The organism is Paracoccus nototheniae (genome assembly GCF_004335005.1).
Taxonomy (GTDB): domain Bacteria; phylum Pseudomonadota; class Alphaproteobacteria; order Rhodobacterales; family Rhodobacteraceae; genus Paracoccus; species Paracoccus nototheniae.
Genome location: NZ_RQRT01000026.1, coordinates 35036 through 51739, shown reverse-complemented (window position 1 = coordinate 51739; position 16704 = coordinate 35036). Strand labels below are relative to the sequence as shown.

12 protein-coding genes are annotated in these 16704 nt (G+C 64.3%); 2 read left to right on the top strand and 10 right to left on the bottom strand.

The window, feature by feature from the left end; all coding sequences use genetic code 11:
* Positions 1 to 1784 (top strand): OmpA family protein (locus EG885_RS11335; RefSeq protein ID WP_242679616.1); only part of this gene is annotated, 1784 nt, incomplete at its 5' end.
* A 54-nt stretch (positions 1785 to 1838) separates the two neighbouring features.
* Here EG885_RS11335 and EG885_RS11330 read toward each other — a convergent pair.
* The gene (locus tag EG885_RS11330) at positions 1839 to 3698 is read right to left on the bottom strand and encodes an ABC transporter ATP-binding protein (RefSeq protein ID WP_131574589.1); all 1860 of its coding nucleotides are present in this window, start codon (positions 3696 to 3698) and stop codon (positions 1839 to 1841) included.
* Between the two features lie 162 nt (positions 3699 to 3860).
* On the opposite strand from EG885_RS11330, the gene EG885_RS11325 reads away from it, so the two are divergent.
* Complete coding sequence (locus EG885_RS11325; RefSeq protein ID WP_131574585.1) at positions 3861 to 4361, top strand: YciE/YciF ferroxidase family protein; 501 nt, start codon at positions 3861 to 3863, stop codon at positions 4359 to 4361.
* A 115-nt stretch (positions 4362 to 4476) separates the two neighbouring features.
* On the opposite strand, the gene EG885_RS11320 is transcribed toward EG885_RS11325, so the two are convergent.
* The 9 genes from EG885_RS11320 to rpoC form a co-directional block, all read right to left on the bottom strand.
* The gene (locus EG885_RS11320) at positions 4477 to 4872 is read right to left on the bottom strand and encodes a VOC family protein (RefSeq protein ID WP_131574584.1); all 396 of its coding nucleotides are present in this window, start codon (positions 4870 to 4872) and stop codon (positions 4477 to 4479) included.
* 140 nt (positions 4873 to 5012) lie between these two features.
* Positions 5013 to 6188, bottom strand: a complete 1176-nt coding sequence (gene tuf, locus EG885_RS11315) for an elongation factor Tu (protein ID WP_131574583.1) — start codon at positions 6186 to 6188, stop codon at positions 5013 to 5015.
* A 60-nt stretch (positions 6189 to 6248) separates the two neighbouring features.
* A complete protein-coding gene (gene fusA, locus EG885_RS11310; RefSeq protein ID WP_131574582.1) occupies positions 6249 to 8372 on the bottom strand; it encodes an elongation factor G in 2124 nt (707 codons plus the stop codon).
* A gap of 18 nt (positions 8373 to 8390) precedes the next feature.
* Entirely contained in the window at positions 8391 to 8861 is a 471-nt protein-coding gene (rpsG, locus tag EG885_RS11305; protein WP_131574581.1) for a 30S ribosomal protein S7, read from the bottom strand.
* A gap of 12 nt (positions 8862 to 8873) precedes the next feature.
* A complete protein-coding gene (gene rpsL / locus EG885_RS11300; RefSeq protein WP_042252808.1) occupies positions 8874 to 9245 on the bottom strand; it encodes a 30S ribosomal protein S12 in 372 nt (123 codons plus the stop codon).
* 267 nt (positions 9246 to 9512) lie between these two features.
* A complete protein-coding gene (locus EG885_RS11295) occupies positions 9513 to 10328 on the bottom strand; it encodes a glycosyltransferase (protein ID WP_242679615.1) in 816 nt (271 codons plus the stop codon).
* Positions 10328 to 11266 (bottom strand): DMT family transporter, encoded by a 939-nt coding sequence (locus EG885_RS11290; RefSeq protein WP_131574580.1) that lies wholly within the window; start codon positions 11264 to 11266, stop codon positions 10328 to 10330. The genes EG885_RS11295 and EG885_RS11290 overlap by 1 nt, the downstream gene beginning before the upstream one ends.
* A 65-nt stretch (positions 11267 to 11331) precedes the next feature.
* Positions 11332 to 12315, bottom strand: coding sequence for a glycosyltransferase (locus EG885_RS11285; protein WP_131574579.1), 984 nt, complete (start codon positions 12313 to 12315; stop codon positions 11332 to 11334).
* Positions 12316 to 12431: 116 nt separating this feature from the next.
* A complete protein-coding gene (gene rpoC / locus EG885_RS11280) occupies positions 12432 to 16676 on the bottom strand; it encodes a DNA-directed RNA polymerase subunit beta' (protein WP_131574578.1) in 4245 nt (1414 codons plus the stop codon).
* Between the last annotated feature and the right edge of the window lie 28 nt (positions 16677 to 16704).

Sequence of the window (16704 nt, the reverse complement as noted above, 5' to 3'; positions counted from 1 at the left end):
AAGCGGCCCCCGCGCCGCGTCCCGAGGCTGTGGATACGCCCGCACCCGAGGCCAATCCCAATCAGGATCGCCCCGCGGATACCCGGCCCATTGCGGCACCGGACGCGCCGCCGTCTGCCGTGCCTGCGCAGCCCGAGGACGATGCCCCCGAGGCCGCCCCGGCCCGCAACCCGCAGCGCCAGCAGCCCGCCGCCGAAGCCCCCGCAGAGGCACCTGCAGAGGCACCCGCAGCGGCCCCCGCTGACGCGCCGGCCGAAGCACCCGGCGAAACCCGCCCCCAGCCCGCCGACCGGTCGAATGCTGAACAGCCCGAGGCGGAAAGCCAGTTGAACGATCTGGTTGAGGCATTGGGAGGCGAGGCGCCCGCCGATGCCGACACCCCTCCGGCTGCCGCCCCCGGTGCGGGCTTTACCTTGGCCACGGGCGGTGTGCAGACCGACCGCGCCGCACAGCTGCCGGGTCTGGCGGCCGTTCTGAACCGCGAGGCGTCTGCCGGGCTGGACCCCAGCACGCTGACCTGCCTGTCGGGCGGCGCGGCCCCCTGCGCCGGTGACGGTCGCGCGATGACCCCCGAGGGGGTTGTGGTCGAACCCAACGGCTCGGGCGCATGGCGTCTGGCCCCGACCGAAGCGCAGATGTACCGCGTCGGTGAGAATGGCGAGATGGTGCAGCGCGCCGCCGAAGAGGACACCCGCGAAACCGAAGCCTCGCGCGAGGCCGCCGAAGGCACCGCGCCGCCGACTGCCGCTGCGCTGGATGCGGCGGAAGGCTCGGGCGAGGTCACCGAACAGCAGGTGACCGAGGATTCGGCCCGATCCTCGTCCGAGGATTTCACCACCAACCTGCGCGACGCGCTGGCAGGCGCCACGGGTGCACAGCCCGAGGCGCGCGAAGAGGATGACGACGACAACAACAACCTGCGCAACGCCCTGCTGCTGGGTCTGGGTGCGGTCGCCGTCGGCAGCTATCTGAACAACAATCGTCAGGTCGCCCTGTCCGCCCCCGACCGCGTGGTCGTCACCCGCGCCGATGGCAGCCAGGAGGTCATCAAGGACGAGGTCGCGCTGCTGCGTCAGCCCGGCTCGACCGTCGCGACCGAAAATTTCGACGACGGTTCCTCGCGGACCATCGTGACCCGTCAGGATGGCAGCCGCGTGGTCACCATCCGCGACGCCAACCTGCAGGTGCTGCGCCGGACGCTGGTCTCGGCCGATGGCACGACGACGCAGTTGATCGACGACACCACCGATGTGCAGCCCGTCAATATCGGCCAGCTGCCCGCCCCCGCCCCCGTCCAGACCGGCAACACGCCCCTGAACGAGGACGAGCTGCGCGACGCCCTGCAACGCGAATCAGGCATCGATCGCCGCTTTACCCTGTCCCAGATCCGCAACATCCCCGAGGTGCGGGCGCTGGTGGCACCGGTGAACATCGACGCGATCACCTTCGACACGGGTTCTGCGGCGATCCGTCCCGAACAGGCGCAGGCCCTGCAGGGGCTGGGCCGGGTCATTCAGGACCAGATCGCCCAGAACCCGCGCGAGATCTTCATGATCGAGGGTCACACCGACACGGTCGGATCGGATGCCGCGAACCTTGCGCTGTCGGATCGCCGTGCGGAAACGGTCGCGCTGGCATTGGCCGAATATTTCGACGTGCCGCCGGAAAATCTGGTGACCCAGGGCTATGGCGAGCAGTTCCTGCGCATCCGGTCCGAGGGTGACATCCGCGAAAACCGCCGCGCCTCGGTCCGCCGGATCACCGAATTGCTGGCTCAGCAGTAAGCGCCTGACATGATCAGGAAGGCTCCGGGCAGCGATGCCCGGGGCCTTTTGCGTTCAGGGTTCCGGATCATCAGCCGCCAGAAAGCCCCCCGACTGCCGGTGCCACAGCCGGGAATACAGCCCGCCCTGCGTCAGCAGGTCGGCATGCGTCCCCTCTTCGATGATCCGGCCCCGGTCCATGACGATCAGCCTGTCCATCGCGGCGATGGTGGACAGGCGATGCGCGATGGCGATGACGGCCTTGCCCTGCATCAGCACTTCCAGCCGCGACTGGATCGCGGCCTCGACCTCGCTGTCCAGCGCGCTGGTCGCCTCGTCCAGCACCAGAATCGGGGCGTCCTTCAGTGCGACCCGCGCGATGGCGATGCGCTGGCGCTGACCGCCCGACAGCTTGACGCCGCGTTCGCCGACATGCGCATCGAGGCCGCGCCGCCCGGCGCTGTCGGACAGTTCGGGGACAAAGCCCTGTGCTTCGGCCATGCGCAGCGCATCCTGGATCTGATCCTCGGTCGCGTCCGGGCGGCCATAGGCGATGTTGTCGCGCACCGACCGGTGCAGAAGAGAGCTGTCCTGAGTCACCACCCCGATGGCCGCGCGCAGGCTGTCCTGCGTCACATGGCCGATATCCTGCCCGTCGATGGTGATGCGCCCGTCCTGAATGTCGTGAAACCGCAAGAGCAGGTTGATCAGCGTCGATTTCCCCGCCCCCGACCGTCCGACCAGACCGACGCGTTCGCCGGGCCGCAGATGCAGGGTCAGATCGTCCAGCACGGCCATCGGCGCGCCCACCGCCCCGCCGCCGCCATAGCGGAAGGTCACCTTGTCAAAGCTGATCTGCGCGGGGCCCGCGCGCAGGGGCTGCGCATCGGGGGCATCGCGAACCTCGCGCGGCAGGGACAGGCTGGTGATGCCGTCACGCACCGTGCCGATGTTTTCGAACAGCGCCGCGAATTCCCACATTATCCAATGAGACATATTGTTCAGCCGCAGCGCCAGCGGCACGGCCACCGCCACCGCCCCCACCGCGATATCGCCTTGCGTCCACAACCACAGCCCCAGACCGGCAACGCTGGCCACCAGCCAGACATTCAGCAGGTTCAGCACGATATCCTGCAGGCTGGACAGCCGCATCTGAGCGTGGACGGTGCGCAGAAAGCCGTCCATGCCGTCGCGCATCCAGCGTTCCTCGCGGTCGGAATGCGAGAACAGCTTGACCGTGGCGATATTGGTATAGCTGTCGACGATGCGCCCGGTCATTGCGCTGCGGGCATCGGCCTGCGCCTGCGCCACCCGGCCAAGGCGTGGCACGATCTGCCACAAGAGCGCCGCATAGGACAAAGCCCAGATCAGGAACGGCATCGCCAGCCGCCAGTCCTGACTGGCCGCCAGCACCATCGCGCCCAGAAAATAGATCAGCACATAGCTGCCCACATCCATGATCTTCATCGCGACCTCGCGCACCGCCAGCGCGGTCTGCATCAGGCGCTGCGCGATGCGGCCTGCGAATTCGTCCTGAAAATAGCCGACCGACTGGCGCAACAGCCAGCGATGCGCCTGCCAGCGAACGCGCTGCGGCAGGTTGCCCATCAGCGACTGATGCAGGATCAGCGCGCTGAGGACATTCAGCAGCGGCACCACCGCCAGCAGCACGACCGCCATCATCGCGATCCGCCCGCCCTCCTGCGCCCAGAAAAGGTCACGGGGCGTGTCCGACAGGCGGTCGATCATCTCGCCCAGCCAGCCGAACAGCATCACCTCGACCAGTGCGATCAGCCCCGAGCCGATGGCCAGCAGGCACAGCCACAGAACCGAGCCGCGGCAATAATGCAGCACAAAGCGCCACAGCCCCGCCGGTGGCATGACCGGCGGCTGATCGGGATAGGGGTCGATCCGTCGTTCGAACCAGGCGAACATCATTCAGCCTTTGCGCTGTCCGGGTTGGCGGCCAGTACTGTCGCGGGTGGCCGGTAAAATCAAGCGATGCCGGGTGGCTGTGGTTGATCTTTGTCTGGTTCAGGGAACGGGGGCGCGGGCCGGTCGTTGAGGGGCAAGGATCGTCCATTGAAAGGCATCATCATGACCATCAAGAACCTCAAGGATCTGTATATCGACCAGCTGAAAGATCTGTATTCGGCCTGTAAGCAATCGATGCCCATCGTCACCGACATGGGCCGCGCCGCCCATTCGCGTGAGTTGGCCGAAGCGCTGATCGCAGGCAACGAGGGCATCGGACGCGGCATGGAGGCCTTGGCGCGTCTGTGCAACGATCACGGCGAAGACCCCACCGGCGAACATTGCAAGGGCATGGAGGGTCTGGTGACCGAGGCCCGCAAGCATGCCGTCGATGCCGAATTCGGGGATGACGACACGCATGACGCGGCGATCATCACCCAGTATCAGCGGCTGGCCCATTACGCGATTGCGGGCTATGGCTGCCTGCGCAGCTTTGCCAACCGGCTGGAGCTGGATGGCGACGGGGCGATCCTGCAGGACTGTCTGGATCACACCCGCAGCGGCGATCAGCACATGACCGCCATTGCCGAGGGCGGAGTCAACGCCGCCGCCGCGCAGGCCTGAGACGCCGGAGGGGGCTTCCCGCCCCCGCCGTGGCAAGCCACGGCCCCCCCGGGGGATATTTCTGCCAAGATGAAAGGCCCGGCCGGTTGATCCGCCGGGCTTTTTCATGGCTTGGCTATTGGTAGCGGCCGCCGCGCTGGATGACCTCGATCTGATAGCCGTCGGGGTCGGCGATGAAGAAGAACCGTGCAATCACGGTGCCACCGGGCGCGAAATCGGTCAGCTTACGGGGGGCAAAGCCCTCGGCGGTCAGGCGGGCATGGAGGGCGTCGAGATCCTCGACCGAGACCGCGATATGGCCGTAGCCATCGCCCAAATCATAGGGATCGGTGCGGGATTTGTTCACCGTCAGCTCCAGCTCGGTCCCGCTTTCGGGGTCGGAGAGATAGATGAGGGTGAAATCGTCGAAATCCAGACGGTCGGCGACCTGAAGATCGAAACAGCGCCGGTAGAAATCGACCGAGCGCGCCTCATCGAGGATGCGGATCATCGAGTGGATGTATTTTGCCATGTCGGTGCTTTCTGTGGGTGGGATCACGGCCCGCGGACCGGGGCCGTTGCCGGGTGGCGGCGCATGGCAAAGGGGCCGCCCTTTCGGGCGGCCCCTGATGTGGTCCATGGGCGGGCGGGGTCAGCCGCGCGCCGTCAGGATCACTTGATGATTTTCGACACCACGCCGGCGCCGACGGTGCGGCCGCCTTCGCGGATGGCGAAGCGCAGCTTTTCTTCCATCGCGATCGGGGCGATCAGCTCGACCTCGAACTTGAGGTTGTCGCCGGGCATGACCATCTCGGTGCCCTCGGGCAGCTTGACGGTGCCGGTCACATCCGTCGTGCGGAAGTAGAACTGCGGGCGGTAGTTGGCGAAGAACGGCGTGTGACGGCCACCCTCTTCCTTGGTCAGGATATAGGCCTCGGCTTCGAAGACCGTGTGCGGGTTGACCGATTTCGGCTTGCACAGAACCTGCCCACGCTCGACGCCCTCGCGGTCGATGCCGCGCAGCAGAACGCCCACGTTGTCGCCGGCCTCACCACGATCCAGCAGCTTGCGGAACATTTCCACGCCCGTGCAGGTGGTCTTGCGGGTGTCGCGGATGCCGACGATTTCCAGTTCGTCGCCGACGTTCACGGCGCCACGCTCGATGCGGCCGGTGACCACGGTGCCACGGCCCGAGATCGAGAACACGTCCTCGATCGGCAGCAGGAAGGGCTGGTCGATCGCACGCTCGGGCGTCGGGATGTATTCGTCGACGGCCGCGATCAGCGCGCGGATCGAGTTCTCGCCGATCTCGGGATCGCGGCCTTCCATGGCTGCCAGCGCCGAACCCTTGATGATCGGGATGTCGTCGCCGGGATAGTCGTAGCTGGACAGCAGCTCGCGCACTTCCATCTCGACCAGTTCCAGCAGCTCCTCGTCATCCACCTGGTCGACCTTGTTCAGGTAGACGACCATGTAGGGGATGCCGACCTGGCGACCCAGCAGGATGTGCTCGCGCGTTTGCGGCATCGGGCCGTCGGCAGCGTTCACGACCAGGATCGCGCCGTCCATCTGGGCGGCACCGGTGATCATGTTCTTGACGTAGTCGGCGTGGCCCGGGCAATCCACATGCGCATAGTGGCGCGCTTCGGATTCGTATTCCACATGCGCGGTCGAGATCGTGATCCCGCGGGCCTTTTCTTCGGGCGCGCCGTCGATCTGGTCATAGGCGCGGAATTCGCCAAAATACTTGGTGATCGCCGCCGTCAGCGTCGTCTTGCCGTGGTCAACATGGCCGATCGTGCCGATGTTGACGTGCGGTTTGTTCCGTTCAAACTTTGCCTTGCCCATGGAATGGCTCCTTGTTCTTCAATGCTTGTAAAGTGGCGGGGCTGATGCCCCGCCGCAAGATCAGGCGTATTTCTTCTGGATCTCGTCCGAGATGTTCTGCGGCACGGCCTCGTAGTGGTCGAACTGCATCGAGAACACCGCACGGCCCGACGACATCGACCGCAGGTTGTTGATGTAACCGAACATGTTGGCCAGCGGCACGAAGCAGTCGATGACATTCGCGTTGCCGCGGCTGTCCTGCCCCCGGACCATGCCACGACGGCTGGTCAGGTCGCCGATGATCGAACCGGTATATTCTTCCGGCGTGACGACCTCGACCTTCATGATCGGTTCCAGCAGCTTGGCACCGGCCTTGCGCAGACCTTCGCGCATCGCGGCACGGGCCGCGATCTCGAATGCAAGCACCGACGAGTCGACGTCGTGGAAGGCGCCATCCGTCAGAGCGACCTTGAAGTCGATGACCGGGAAGCCGGCCAGCGGCCCCGAATCCATCACCGATTTGATGCCTTTTTCGACACCGGGGATGTATTCCTTCGGTACGGCGCCGCCCACGATCTTGGATTCGAACGAGTAACCCTCGCCCGGCTCGGTCGGCATGATCGTCAGCTTGATGCGGGCGAACTGGCCCGTACCACCGGTCTGCTTCTTGTGGGTATAGTCGATATCGGCCTGCTGGCTGATCGTTTCACGATAGGCCACCTGAGGGGCACCGATATTCGCCTCGACCTTGAACTCGCGCTTCATGCGGTCGACCAGGATGTCGAGGTGAAGTTCGCCCATGCCCTTCATGATCGTCTGGCCCGATTCAAGATCGGTTTCGACGCGGAAGGACGGATCTTCGGCAGACAGGCGCTGAAGGGCAAGGCCCATCTTTTCCTGATCGGCCTTGGACTTGGGTTCAATCGCGATCTCGATGACCGGCTCGGGGAAGGTCATGGTTTCCAGAACCACCGGCTTGGCCGGGTCGCACAGGGTGTCGCCCGTGGTCGTGTCCTTGAGGCCGGCCAGCGCGATGATGTCGCCTGCAAAGGCTTCCTCGATTTCCTCGCGGTTGATCGAGTGCATCATCATCATCCGGCCGACGCGTTCGCGCTTGCCCTTGGTGGCGTTCAGCAGCTGATCGCCTTTTTTCATCGTGCCCGAATAGATCCGGGTGAAGGTCAGCGAACCGACAAAGGGGTCGTTCATGATCTTGAACGCCAGACCCGAGAAGGGCATCGCATCGTCCGCACGACGTTCGATGTTGCGCGTCTCGGTCTCGTCGCCCGGCGTGAAGCCCATATAGGCCGGCACGTCCAGTGGGTTCGGCAGATAGTCGATGACCGCGTTCAGCAAAGGCTGCACGCCCTTGTTCTTGAACGCCGAACCGGCGGTGACCGGGAAAAAGGACAGCGACAGCGTGCCCTTGCGGATCAGACCGCGCAGGGTTGCCTCGTCCGGCTCGGTGCCGTCAAGATAGGCCTCCATCGCCGCATCGTCCTGCTCGACGACCAGCTCCAGCAGGTTCTTGCGCCATTCGTCGGCCAGATCCTTCAGCTCGTCACGGATCGGACGGCGGAACCAGGATGCGCCAAGGTCTTCACCTTCCCACACCCATTCTTCCATCTTGATCAGGTCGATGATGCCTTCCAGCTTGTCCTCGGCGCCGATCGGCAGAGCGATCGGGCACGGGGTACCGCCGGTGCGTTCCTTGATCATCTTCACGCAGTTGAAGAAGTCGGCGCCGATCTTGTCCATCTTGTTGACGAACACGATCCGCGGAACCTTGTAGCGGTCGGCCTGACGCCAGACGGTTTCGGTCTGCGGCTCGACACCGGCATTGGCGTCCAGCAGACAGATCGCACCATCCAGAACCGCCAGCGAGCGTTCGACTTCGATGGTGAAGTCGACGTGGCCGGGGGTGTCGATGATGTTGAACCGGTATTTCGTGTCCGAAGTCCCCTCGGTGGTGGGGTCTTCCTGACGCTGCCAGAACGTGGTGGTCGCGGCAGACGTGATCGTGATGCCGCGCTCCTGCTCTTGCTCCATCCAGTCCATGGTCGCAGCGCCGTCATGCACTTCGCCGATCTTGTGCGACTTGCCTGTGTAGTAAAGGATGCGCTCGGTCGTTGTCGTTTTTCCGGCATCGATGTGGGCCATGATGCCGAAGTTGCGATAACGCGGAAGCTGATATTCGCGTGCCATGAATTGGATCCTTTCGCCTTACCAGCGGTAGTGGCTGAACGCTTTGTTGGCGTCGGCCATCTTATGCGTGTCTTCGCGCTTTTTCACGGCAGTGCCGCGGCCGTTGACGGCATCGGACAGCTCGCCTGCAAGGCGCTCTTCCATCGTGTTTTCGTTGCGCTTGGCCGCGGCGGTGATCAGCCAGCGAATGGCCAGAGCCTCGCGACGGATCGGACGAACCTCGACCGGCACCTGATAGGTGGCACCGCCGACGCGGCGCGAACGCACCTCGACCGAAGGTTTCACGTTTTCCAGCGCTTCGTGGAAGACTTCGATCGGCTCGCGCTTGAGACGCGTCTCGACGCGCTCCAGCGCGTTGTAGACGATCCGCTCGGCGGTCGATTTCTTGCCATCAACCATCAGGTTGTTCATGAATTTGGTCAGCACGCGATCGCCATATTTGGCGTCGGGCAGAACTTCGCGCTTTTCAGCGGCGTGACGACGGGACATATCTGCCTCTCCTTATTTCGGACGCTTCGCGCCGTATTTCGAACGACGCTGGCGACGATCCTTGACGCCCTGGGTATCCAGCACACCGCGCAGGATGTGGTAACGGACACCCGGAAGGTCTTTGACGCGGCCGCCGCGGATCAGCACGACGCTGTGCTCCTGCAGGTTGTGCTTTTCGCCCGGAATATAGGAGATGACCTCGAAACCATTTGTCAGGCGCACTTTGGCGACCTTCCGCATGGCCGAGTTCGGCTTTTTCGGCGTCGTGGTGTAGACGCGCGTGCAGACACCGCGTTTTTGCGGGCAGCCCTGAAGGTGCATGGATTTAGACCGCTGCACTCTCGGCTGCCGCGGCTTGCGGATCAGCTGTTGGATCGTCGGCATTCGGTTCCCCGTCTTGCTCTGTCAATACTCGCAACCGATCGGTTGCGCCGCTTCTCGACGGTGCCCTGCGCGAATCGCAAAACACCAAGCCCGACCGGCCCTTACAGGGCTGGCGGGCATTGTTCCAGAGGATCGGGGCGTTTCGGCCCGGATCGTGACCTCACAGGTTCTGGCACCCGTTGCGGTTTCCCGCCGGGTCGCGTGGCTATAGGAGGATTCCGGGGGGCTGTCAACCAGCGCACCCTGCCCCGCCCGACCCAAAGGACGTCAGAGCAGCTGTCGAGACAGCGCGGCCAGCGCCCCGCGTCGCAGCCCGAAACGCTGGCGCAGCAGGCGGTTGATCGACCCCTCTTCGGGCTTCCACGGCAGGCCCGGTCCCATATCGCCCGAGTCGCTGTCGCCGTGGATCGACCGGATGAACATCAGCGGACGGCTGATCTGCACCCCCGGCATCCATTGCGCCAGCTTGGTGTGGTTGAAATGCAGCGCGGTCTGTTCGGCCTGGGGCGGCAGAAACACGGTCAGGGCCACGCCCATATTATGGCAGATGCGGGGGGTAAAGCGCAGCTGCCCCTCGCGGGCCTCCATCATCAGGCCGCGCCCGTAATCCAGCGACAGCTTGCCCTCGGCCTGCCACAGTCCCTGCACCTGCGCGAAATCCCGACGCGTCAGCGCGACGTAATCCAGCGCCACGGCATCGTCGTCATCATGACGGAAATGGCCGATCACGTCGGCCTGCGGGTCCAGATGCGGCGCGATGGCGGCGCGGCAGGCCTGCAGGTGATAATCCATCGGCTCGACCAGTGACAGGCGCAGCTGCGCCACGCTGTCGCATAACGCGCGAAGCTGGCCCAGCCACGGCTCGGGCAGATCGGGTCCGGTCATCACGACCAGTGTGAAATCCGGATCGGTCTGTGCCAGCCAGCCCGGCAGGGCGACCGTCGTGAACCACAGCCAGCGCCGGGCCAGCCGGTCGGGATCGTACAGATAGGCGCGCCGCGCCTCGATGCTGTCATGTTCGACCTGATAGCCGCGCAGCCCCAGATAAGAGAACCGGCACAATCCCAGCATCTGAACCCGCATCACCGCCGCCGTCCCAATTGCGCCTCGCGCCAGATCGTATAGATGCCCGCGCCCACGACAAGCCCCGCCCCGACCCATGTCCACAGATCGGGCCATTCGCCAAAGACGACCAACCCCAGCAGGATCGCGGTCAGCAGCGAGGTATAGCGAAAGGGCGAGACGGCGGCGATTTCGCCGACCCGCATGGCGGCGACCGCACCGACATAGCCGACGGTCAGGAAGGCGCTGCCAAGCGCCAGCAGCGCCACCTGCCCCGGCTGCGGCATGATCCAGCCCTGCCCCAGACTGAGGATGAACCCCGTCAGCGTGACCAGCGCCGCCGCATAAAAGGCGATGGTGGACGAGGCGATGTCGCGGGCAAAGCTGCGCGTGACCAGATCGCGCAGCGCCACCATCATCATCGCGCCAAGCGCCACCAGAGACCAGATGCCAAAGGTGCCGCTGCCGGGTCGCAAAATGATCAGGACGCCCGCCATGCCAATCAGCACCGCGACGATGCGGCGCCAGCCCAACGTCTCGCCATAAAACAATGCCGCACCCAGCATGACCACCAGCGGCAGCGATTGCATCACCGCAGTCAGATCGCCGATCGCCATGCGTTGCAGCGCGTTCAGAAACAGCAGGGTCGAGCCGATCTCGCCGATCAGGCGCAGGGTCATGGGCAGGCGCGCGCCGGGCGCGATGCGCAGCTGCAGCCCGCCGCTGCGCCAGGTCAGCAGGATCAGCGCCAGCATGACGAACGCGCCCCGCATGGTGATCGCCTGATACAGCGGCATGTCCTGCGTGACGAACTTGATCACCGCATCGTTGCAGGTAAAGGCGATCATCGACATCGTCATCAGCGCCGCCCCGCGCAGATTGTCGCCCGGCTGCAGCGGTGCAGGCCGGATCGAGGCGGGCCGCGTGCGGCGCAGGGGGGAAATCAGGGGCGAGACCATGGATGCGTCCGGGCGATGAAGGGGATGAGGGGTCACCGGCAAGGCCGGCAAACGGGGCGATCAGGTCATCGCTGCGGGTCGGGGGCCTGCGGGTCCGAGATCTGGCGGTCAGGGGTCTGGCTGGCAGGTGTCAGGCTGTCGGGGGCCACAGGGTTGTGGGCCCGAGGTTTGGGGGCTTGAGGTTTGGGAGTCGTCAGGTCGGCTTCCTGCGGATCGCGAACAGGCAGAGGCTGATCCAGCGGCAGGGTCAGCGCGGCGCGCACCGCTGCCGGGTTCAGTCCGAAGCGGCGGCGCAGCATGCGGGTCAGTTCGGCCTCGTCGGTGGGAAGGCGGTTGTTGCCGATCAGATGGCCGCGACTGTCATTCACGTCGTGATGTCCCCGGATCCACATGATCCGGCCCGGAATGGCGATGGTCGGCGCCGTCGCCCAGACCTTGTCGTGACGGTAATTCATCAGGGACCGCACCTCGCCCCCCGGGAAATAGAAGGTCTGCGCCAGACCCCAGTTCTGCGCCTTTTCGGCATGCAGATGCAGGCGGCCCTGCTTCAGCTCGACCACCATTCCGCTGGTATAGTTGATGACCACCGGATGATGCGGCCCGGCCAGGGGGGCGGCAAGGGCGTGATCCTCGCGGATGCGCTGGACGTAATCGCGCGCCACCGCATCGTCATCATCCATGCGGAACTGCGCGACGATATCCGCCAAGGGATCAGCGTGCCGCGCCAGCGCCTGACGGCACAGGGCCGCATGGCGACCGGGGTCGAACTGTTCGATGCGGATCTGCGGCACGGCCTGCGCGCAGGCCCGGAGCCGCCCGATCCACGGCTCGGGCAGGTCCGTGCCGGTCGCAACGATCAGGGTGAAATCGGGATCGCCTTGCGCGGCCAGCGACGGCACGCACAGGGTTTCGAACCAGCGCATCCGCCGTTCCAGCCGGGCTGGATCGTACAGAATGGCCCGGTTGCGGTCCAGATCCTCGCCGGTGGTCTGGAAATCCCCCTGCACCAGCAGGGAAAATCGGCACAGGCCAAGAACTTGGATGCGCATTGCGGTTCCTTGTTGGACGGGGGCCAGTATGTGGCCCGCGCAAGGGGGGTCAACCCGAAAGACGAAGGCCCGGCACTTGCGTGCCGGGCCTTCGGGTTCGTTTCAGAAGGGACCGATCAGTCCTCGCTGCCGCCTTCGGGCAGATCGACGGGCTCGGGGGCAGCAGCCACCGTTTCCACGACCGGCTCGGGGGCTGCCAGGGCGGCAGCGGCCTCGGCCTCGGCGCGGCGTGCCTCGATCACCTCGGCATCCCGCTCGGTCGCGATGCGACGCAGGCGGCTGGTCGCGCCACCGGTGCCCGCCGGGATCAGCCGGCCCACGATGACGTTCTCTTTCAGGCCGACAAGCTTGTCGCGCTTGCCCTGCACGGCCGCCTCGGTCAGCACCCGGGTGGTTTCCTGGAAGGACGCCGCCGAGATGAAGCTGCGGGTCTGCAGGCTGGCCTTGGTGATGCCCAGCAGAACCGGTTCGCCCGTGGCGGGACGTCCGCCGCGTGCCTCGATCTTGGCGTTCTCCTCGTCGAACTCGTCGCGCTCGACATGCTCGCCCTTCAGCAGCGTGGTCTCGCCGCTGTCGAGGATCTCGATCTTCTGCAGCATCTGGCGGACGATCACTTCGATATGCTTGTCGTTGATCTTCACGCCCTGCAGACGATAGACGTCCTGCACTTCGTCGATGAGATAGTCGGCCAGGGCCTCGATCCCCATGATGCGCAGGATGTCATGCGGCGCCGGGTTGCCGTCCATGATGTAATCGCCCTTTTGCACGAAGTCGCCTTCCTGCACCGGGATATGCTTGCCTTTCGGCACCATGTATTCGACGGCGGTGTTGCCCTCTTCCGACGGCTCGATGCTGATGCGGCGCTTGTTCTTATAGTCCTTGCCGAACCGCACATAGCCGTCGATTTCCGCGATGATCGCGTGATCCTTGGGACGACGCGCCTCGAACAGTTCCGCCACGCGGGGAAGACCCCCGGTGATGTCCTTGGTCCGGGCACCTTCGCGCGGGATGCGTGCCACCACGTCGCCCGGCTGGATCTCCTGGCCTTCCTCGATCGACAGGACGGCATCCACCGACATCGGATAGCTGACCGGGTTGCCCTGGTCGTTGCGCACCGGTTCGCCATTGGCGTCCATGATGATGATCTCGGGCTTCAGCTCGTTGCCTTTCGGCGCCGAACGCCAGTCGGTCACGATCTTCTGGGTCATGCCGGTCGCATCGTCGGTCTCGTCGCGGACCGAGATCCCCGACACCAGATCAACGAACTTGGCCGTGCCGCCCTTTTCCGCGATGATCGGCAGGGTATAGGGATCCCATTCGAACAGCTTGGCGCCGCGCACGACCGGATCGCCGTTCTTCACGAACAGCTTCGAGCCGTAGAACAGCTTGTGGCTGGCCAGTTCCTGACCGTGTTCGTCCACGACCAGCAGCTGCATGTTGCGCGACATGACGACATTGTCGCCGCTGGCATTGCCCAGCAGGTTCTCGTTGCGGAACTGCACGAAGCCTTCATGCGACGCCGCCTGGAACGATTGCTGGCCACCCTGCGCGATGCCGCCGATGTGGAAAGTCCGCATCGTCAGCTGCGTGCCGGGTTCGCCGATCGACTGCGCGGCAATGATGCCGACAGCCTCGCCGATATTGACCAGCGTGCCGCGCGCCAGATCGCGGCCATAGCACAGCGCGCAGATCCCGTCGTCGGATTCGCAGGTCAGCGCCGAACGGATGCGCACGGTCTGCACGCCCGCCGCCTCGATGGCGTCGGCCTTGCGTTCGTCGATCACCTCGTTGGCACGGATGATGATCTCATCGCTGCCCGGAACCAGCACATCCTCGGCCGTGGTGCGGCCCAGGACGCGTTCGGACAGCGGGCTGATCACCTCGCCATCGTTCACGGCAGCCGATGCCGTGATCGCACGCTCGGTTCCGCAATCATGTTCGCGGATGATGCAATCCTGCGCCACGTCCACCAGACGCCGCGTCAGATAGCCCGAGTTCGCCGTCTTCAACGCGGTGTCCGACAGACCCTTCCGGGCGCCGTGGGTCGAGTTGAAGTATTCAAGAACGGTCAGACCTTCCTTGAAGTTCGAGATGATCGGCGTCTCGATGATCTCACCCGACGGCTTGGCCATCAGGCCGCGCATGCCGCCCAGCTGCTTCATCTGGTTGACCGAGCCACGCGCACCGGAATGCGCCATCATATAGACGCTGTTCGGCTCCATCTCGGCGCCGTTCTCGTCGAATTTCTTCGACGAGATGGTGGTCATCATGGCCTCGGTCACGCGGTCGTTGCACTTCGACCACGCGTCCACGACCTTGTTGTACTTTTCACCCTGGGTGATCAGGCCGTCCAGATACTGCTGTTCGAACTCTTTGACCTGATCCTGAACCTCGCCCACGATCGGCCATTTGCTTTCGGGAACGACCATGTCGTCCTTGCCAAAGCTGATGCCGGCCTTGAACGCCTCGCGGAAACCAAGCGTCATGATCTGGTCGCAGAAGATCACCGATTCCTTCTGACCGCAGTAGCGGTAGACGGTGTCGATGACGACCTGAACGTCCTTCTTGCGCAGAAGCTGGTTGACCAGATCGAACGGCGCCTTGGCGTTCAGCGGCAGAATCGCGCCTGCGCGGATCCGGCCCGGCGTGGTCTCGTAACGCTTGAGAACCTCGTTGCCGTTTTCGTCGATCTGCTTGATGCGCGCCTGAATCTTGGCGTGCAGATGCACCTCTCCGGCGGCCAAGGCGTGTTCGACCTCGTCCACGTTCGAGAAGATCATCCCCTCGCCCTTCATGCCTTCGCGCATCATCGTGACGTAATAGATGCCCAGAACCATGTCCTGCGAAGGAACAATGATCGGCGCACCGTTGGCGGGCGACAGCACGTTGTTCGTCGACATCATCAGGACGCGCGCTTCCAGCTGGGCCTCAAGGCTCAGCGGAACGTGCACGGCCATCTGGTCGCCGTCAAAGTCGGCGTTGAAGGCCGAACAGACCAGCGGGTGCAGCTGGATCGCCTTGCCTTCGATCAGGATCGGTTCGAACGCCTGAATGCCAAGACGGTGCAGCGTGGGCGCACGGTTCAGCAGAACCGGATGCTCGCGGATGACCTCGTCTAGGATGTCCCAGACCTCGGGGCGTTCCTTTTCGACCAGCTTCTTCGCCTGCTTGACGGTGGACGAAAGTCCCTTCGCCTCAAGCCGCGAATAGATGAACGGCTTGAACAGCTCCAACGCCATCTTCTTGGGCAGACCACACTGATGCAGCTTCAGTTCCGGGCCGGTCACAATGACCGAACGACCCGAAAAGTCGACGCGCTTGCCCAGAAGGTTCTGGCGGAAACGGCCCTGCTTGCCCTTGAGCATGTCCGACAGCGACTTCAGCGGGCGACGGTTGTTGCCCGTGATGACCCGGCCGCGACGGCCGTTGTCGAACAGCGCATCAACCGATTCCTGCAGCATCCGCTTTTCGTTGCGCACGATGATGTCGGGGGCGCGCAGCTCGATCAGCCGCTTGAGGCGGTTGTTGCGGTTGATGACCCGGCGATACAGATCGTTCAGATCCGAGGTCGCGAAGCGGCCACCGTCCAGCGGCACCAGCGGGCGCAGTTCCGGCGGAATGACCGGGATGACGGTCAGGACCATCCATTCCGGACGGTTGCCCGATTCCAGGAAGGACTCGACGATCTTCAGACGCTTGATGATCTTCTTGGGCTTCAGCTCGCCGGTGGCGGCCTTCAGATCCTCGCGCAGCTGATCGGCGGTCGCCGCCAGATCGATATTGGCCAGCATGGCGCGGATCGCCTCGGCCCCGATATCGGCCTGAAACGCGTCGGCGCCATAATTGTCCTGCGCGTCAAGGAATTCCTCTTCGCTCAGCAACTGGCCATAGGACAGATCGGTCAGACCCGGCTCGATGACGACATAGTTTTCGAAATACAGAATGCGTTCCAGATCGCGCAGCGTCATGTCCAGCATCAGACCGATGCGGGACGGCAGCGATTTCAGGAACCAGATATGCGCGACGGGTGCGGCCAGTTCGATATGGCCCATGCGTTCGCGGCGGACCTTCTGCAAGGTCACCTCGACGCCGCATTTCTCGCAGACGAGTCCGCGATATTTCATCCGCTTGTATTTGCCGCACAGGCATTCGTAGTCCTTGATCGGACCAAAAATGCGCGCGCAGAACAACCCGTCACGTTCCGGCTTGAACGTGCGATAGTTGATGGTTTCAGGCTTTTTCACTTCGCCGAAGGACCAGGCGAGGATCTCCTCGGGCGAGGCCAGCGAGATCTTGATCTCGCTGAACTGACGCGGCGCGGCCAGCGGGTTCAGGTGATTGGTGGCGAGTTCCTGGTTCATTTTCAATTCCTAATGAAGGGCACGGGGA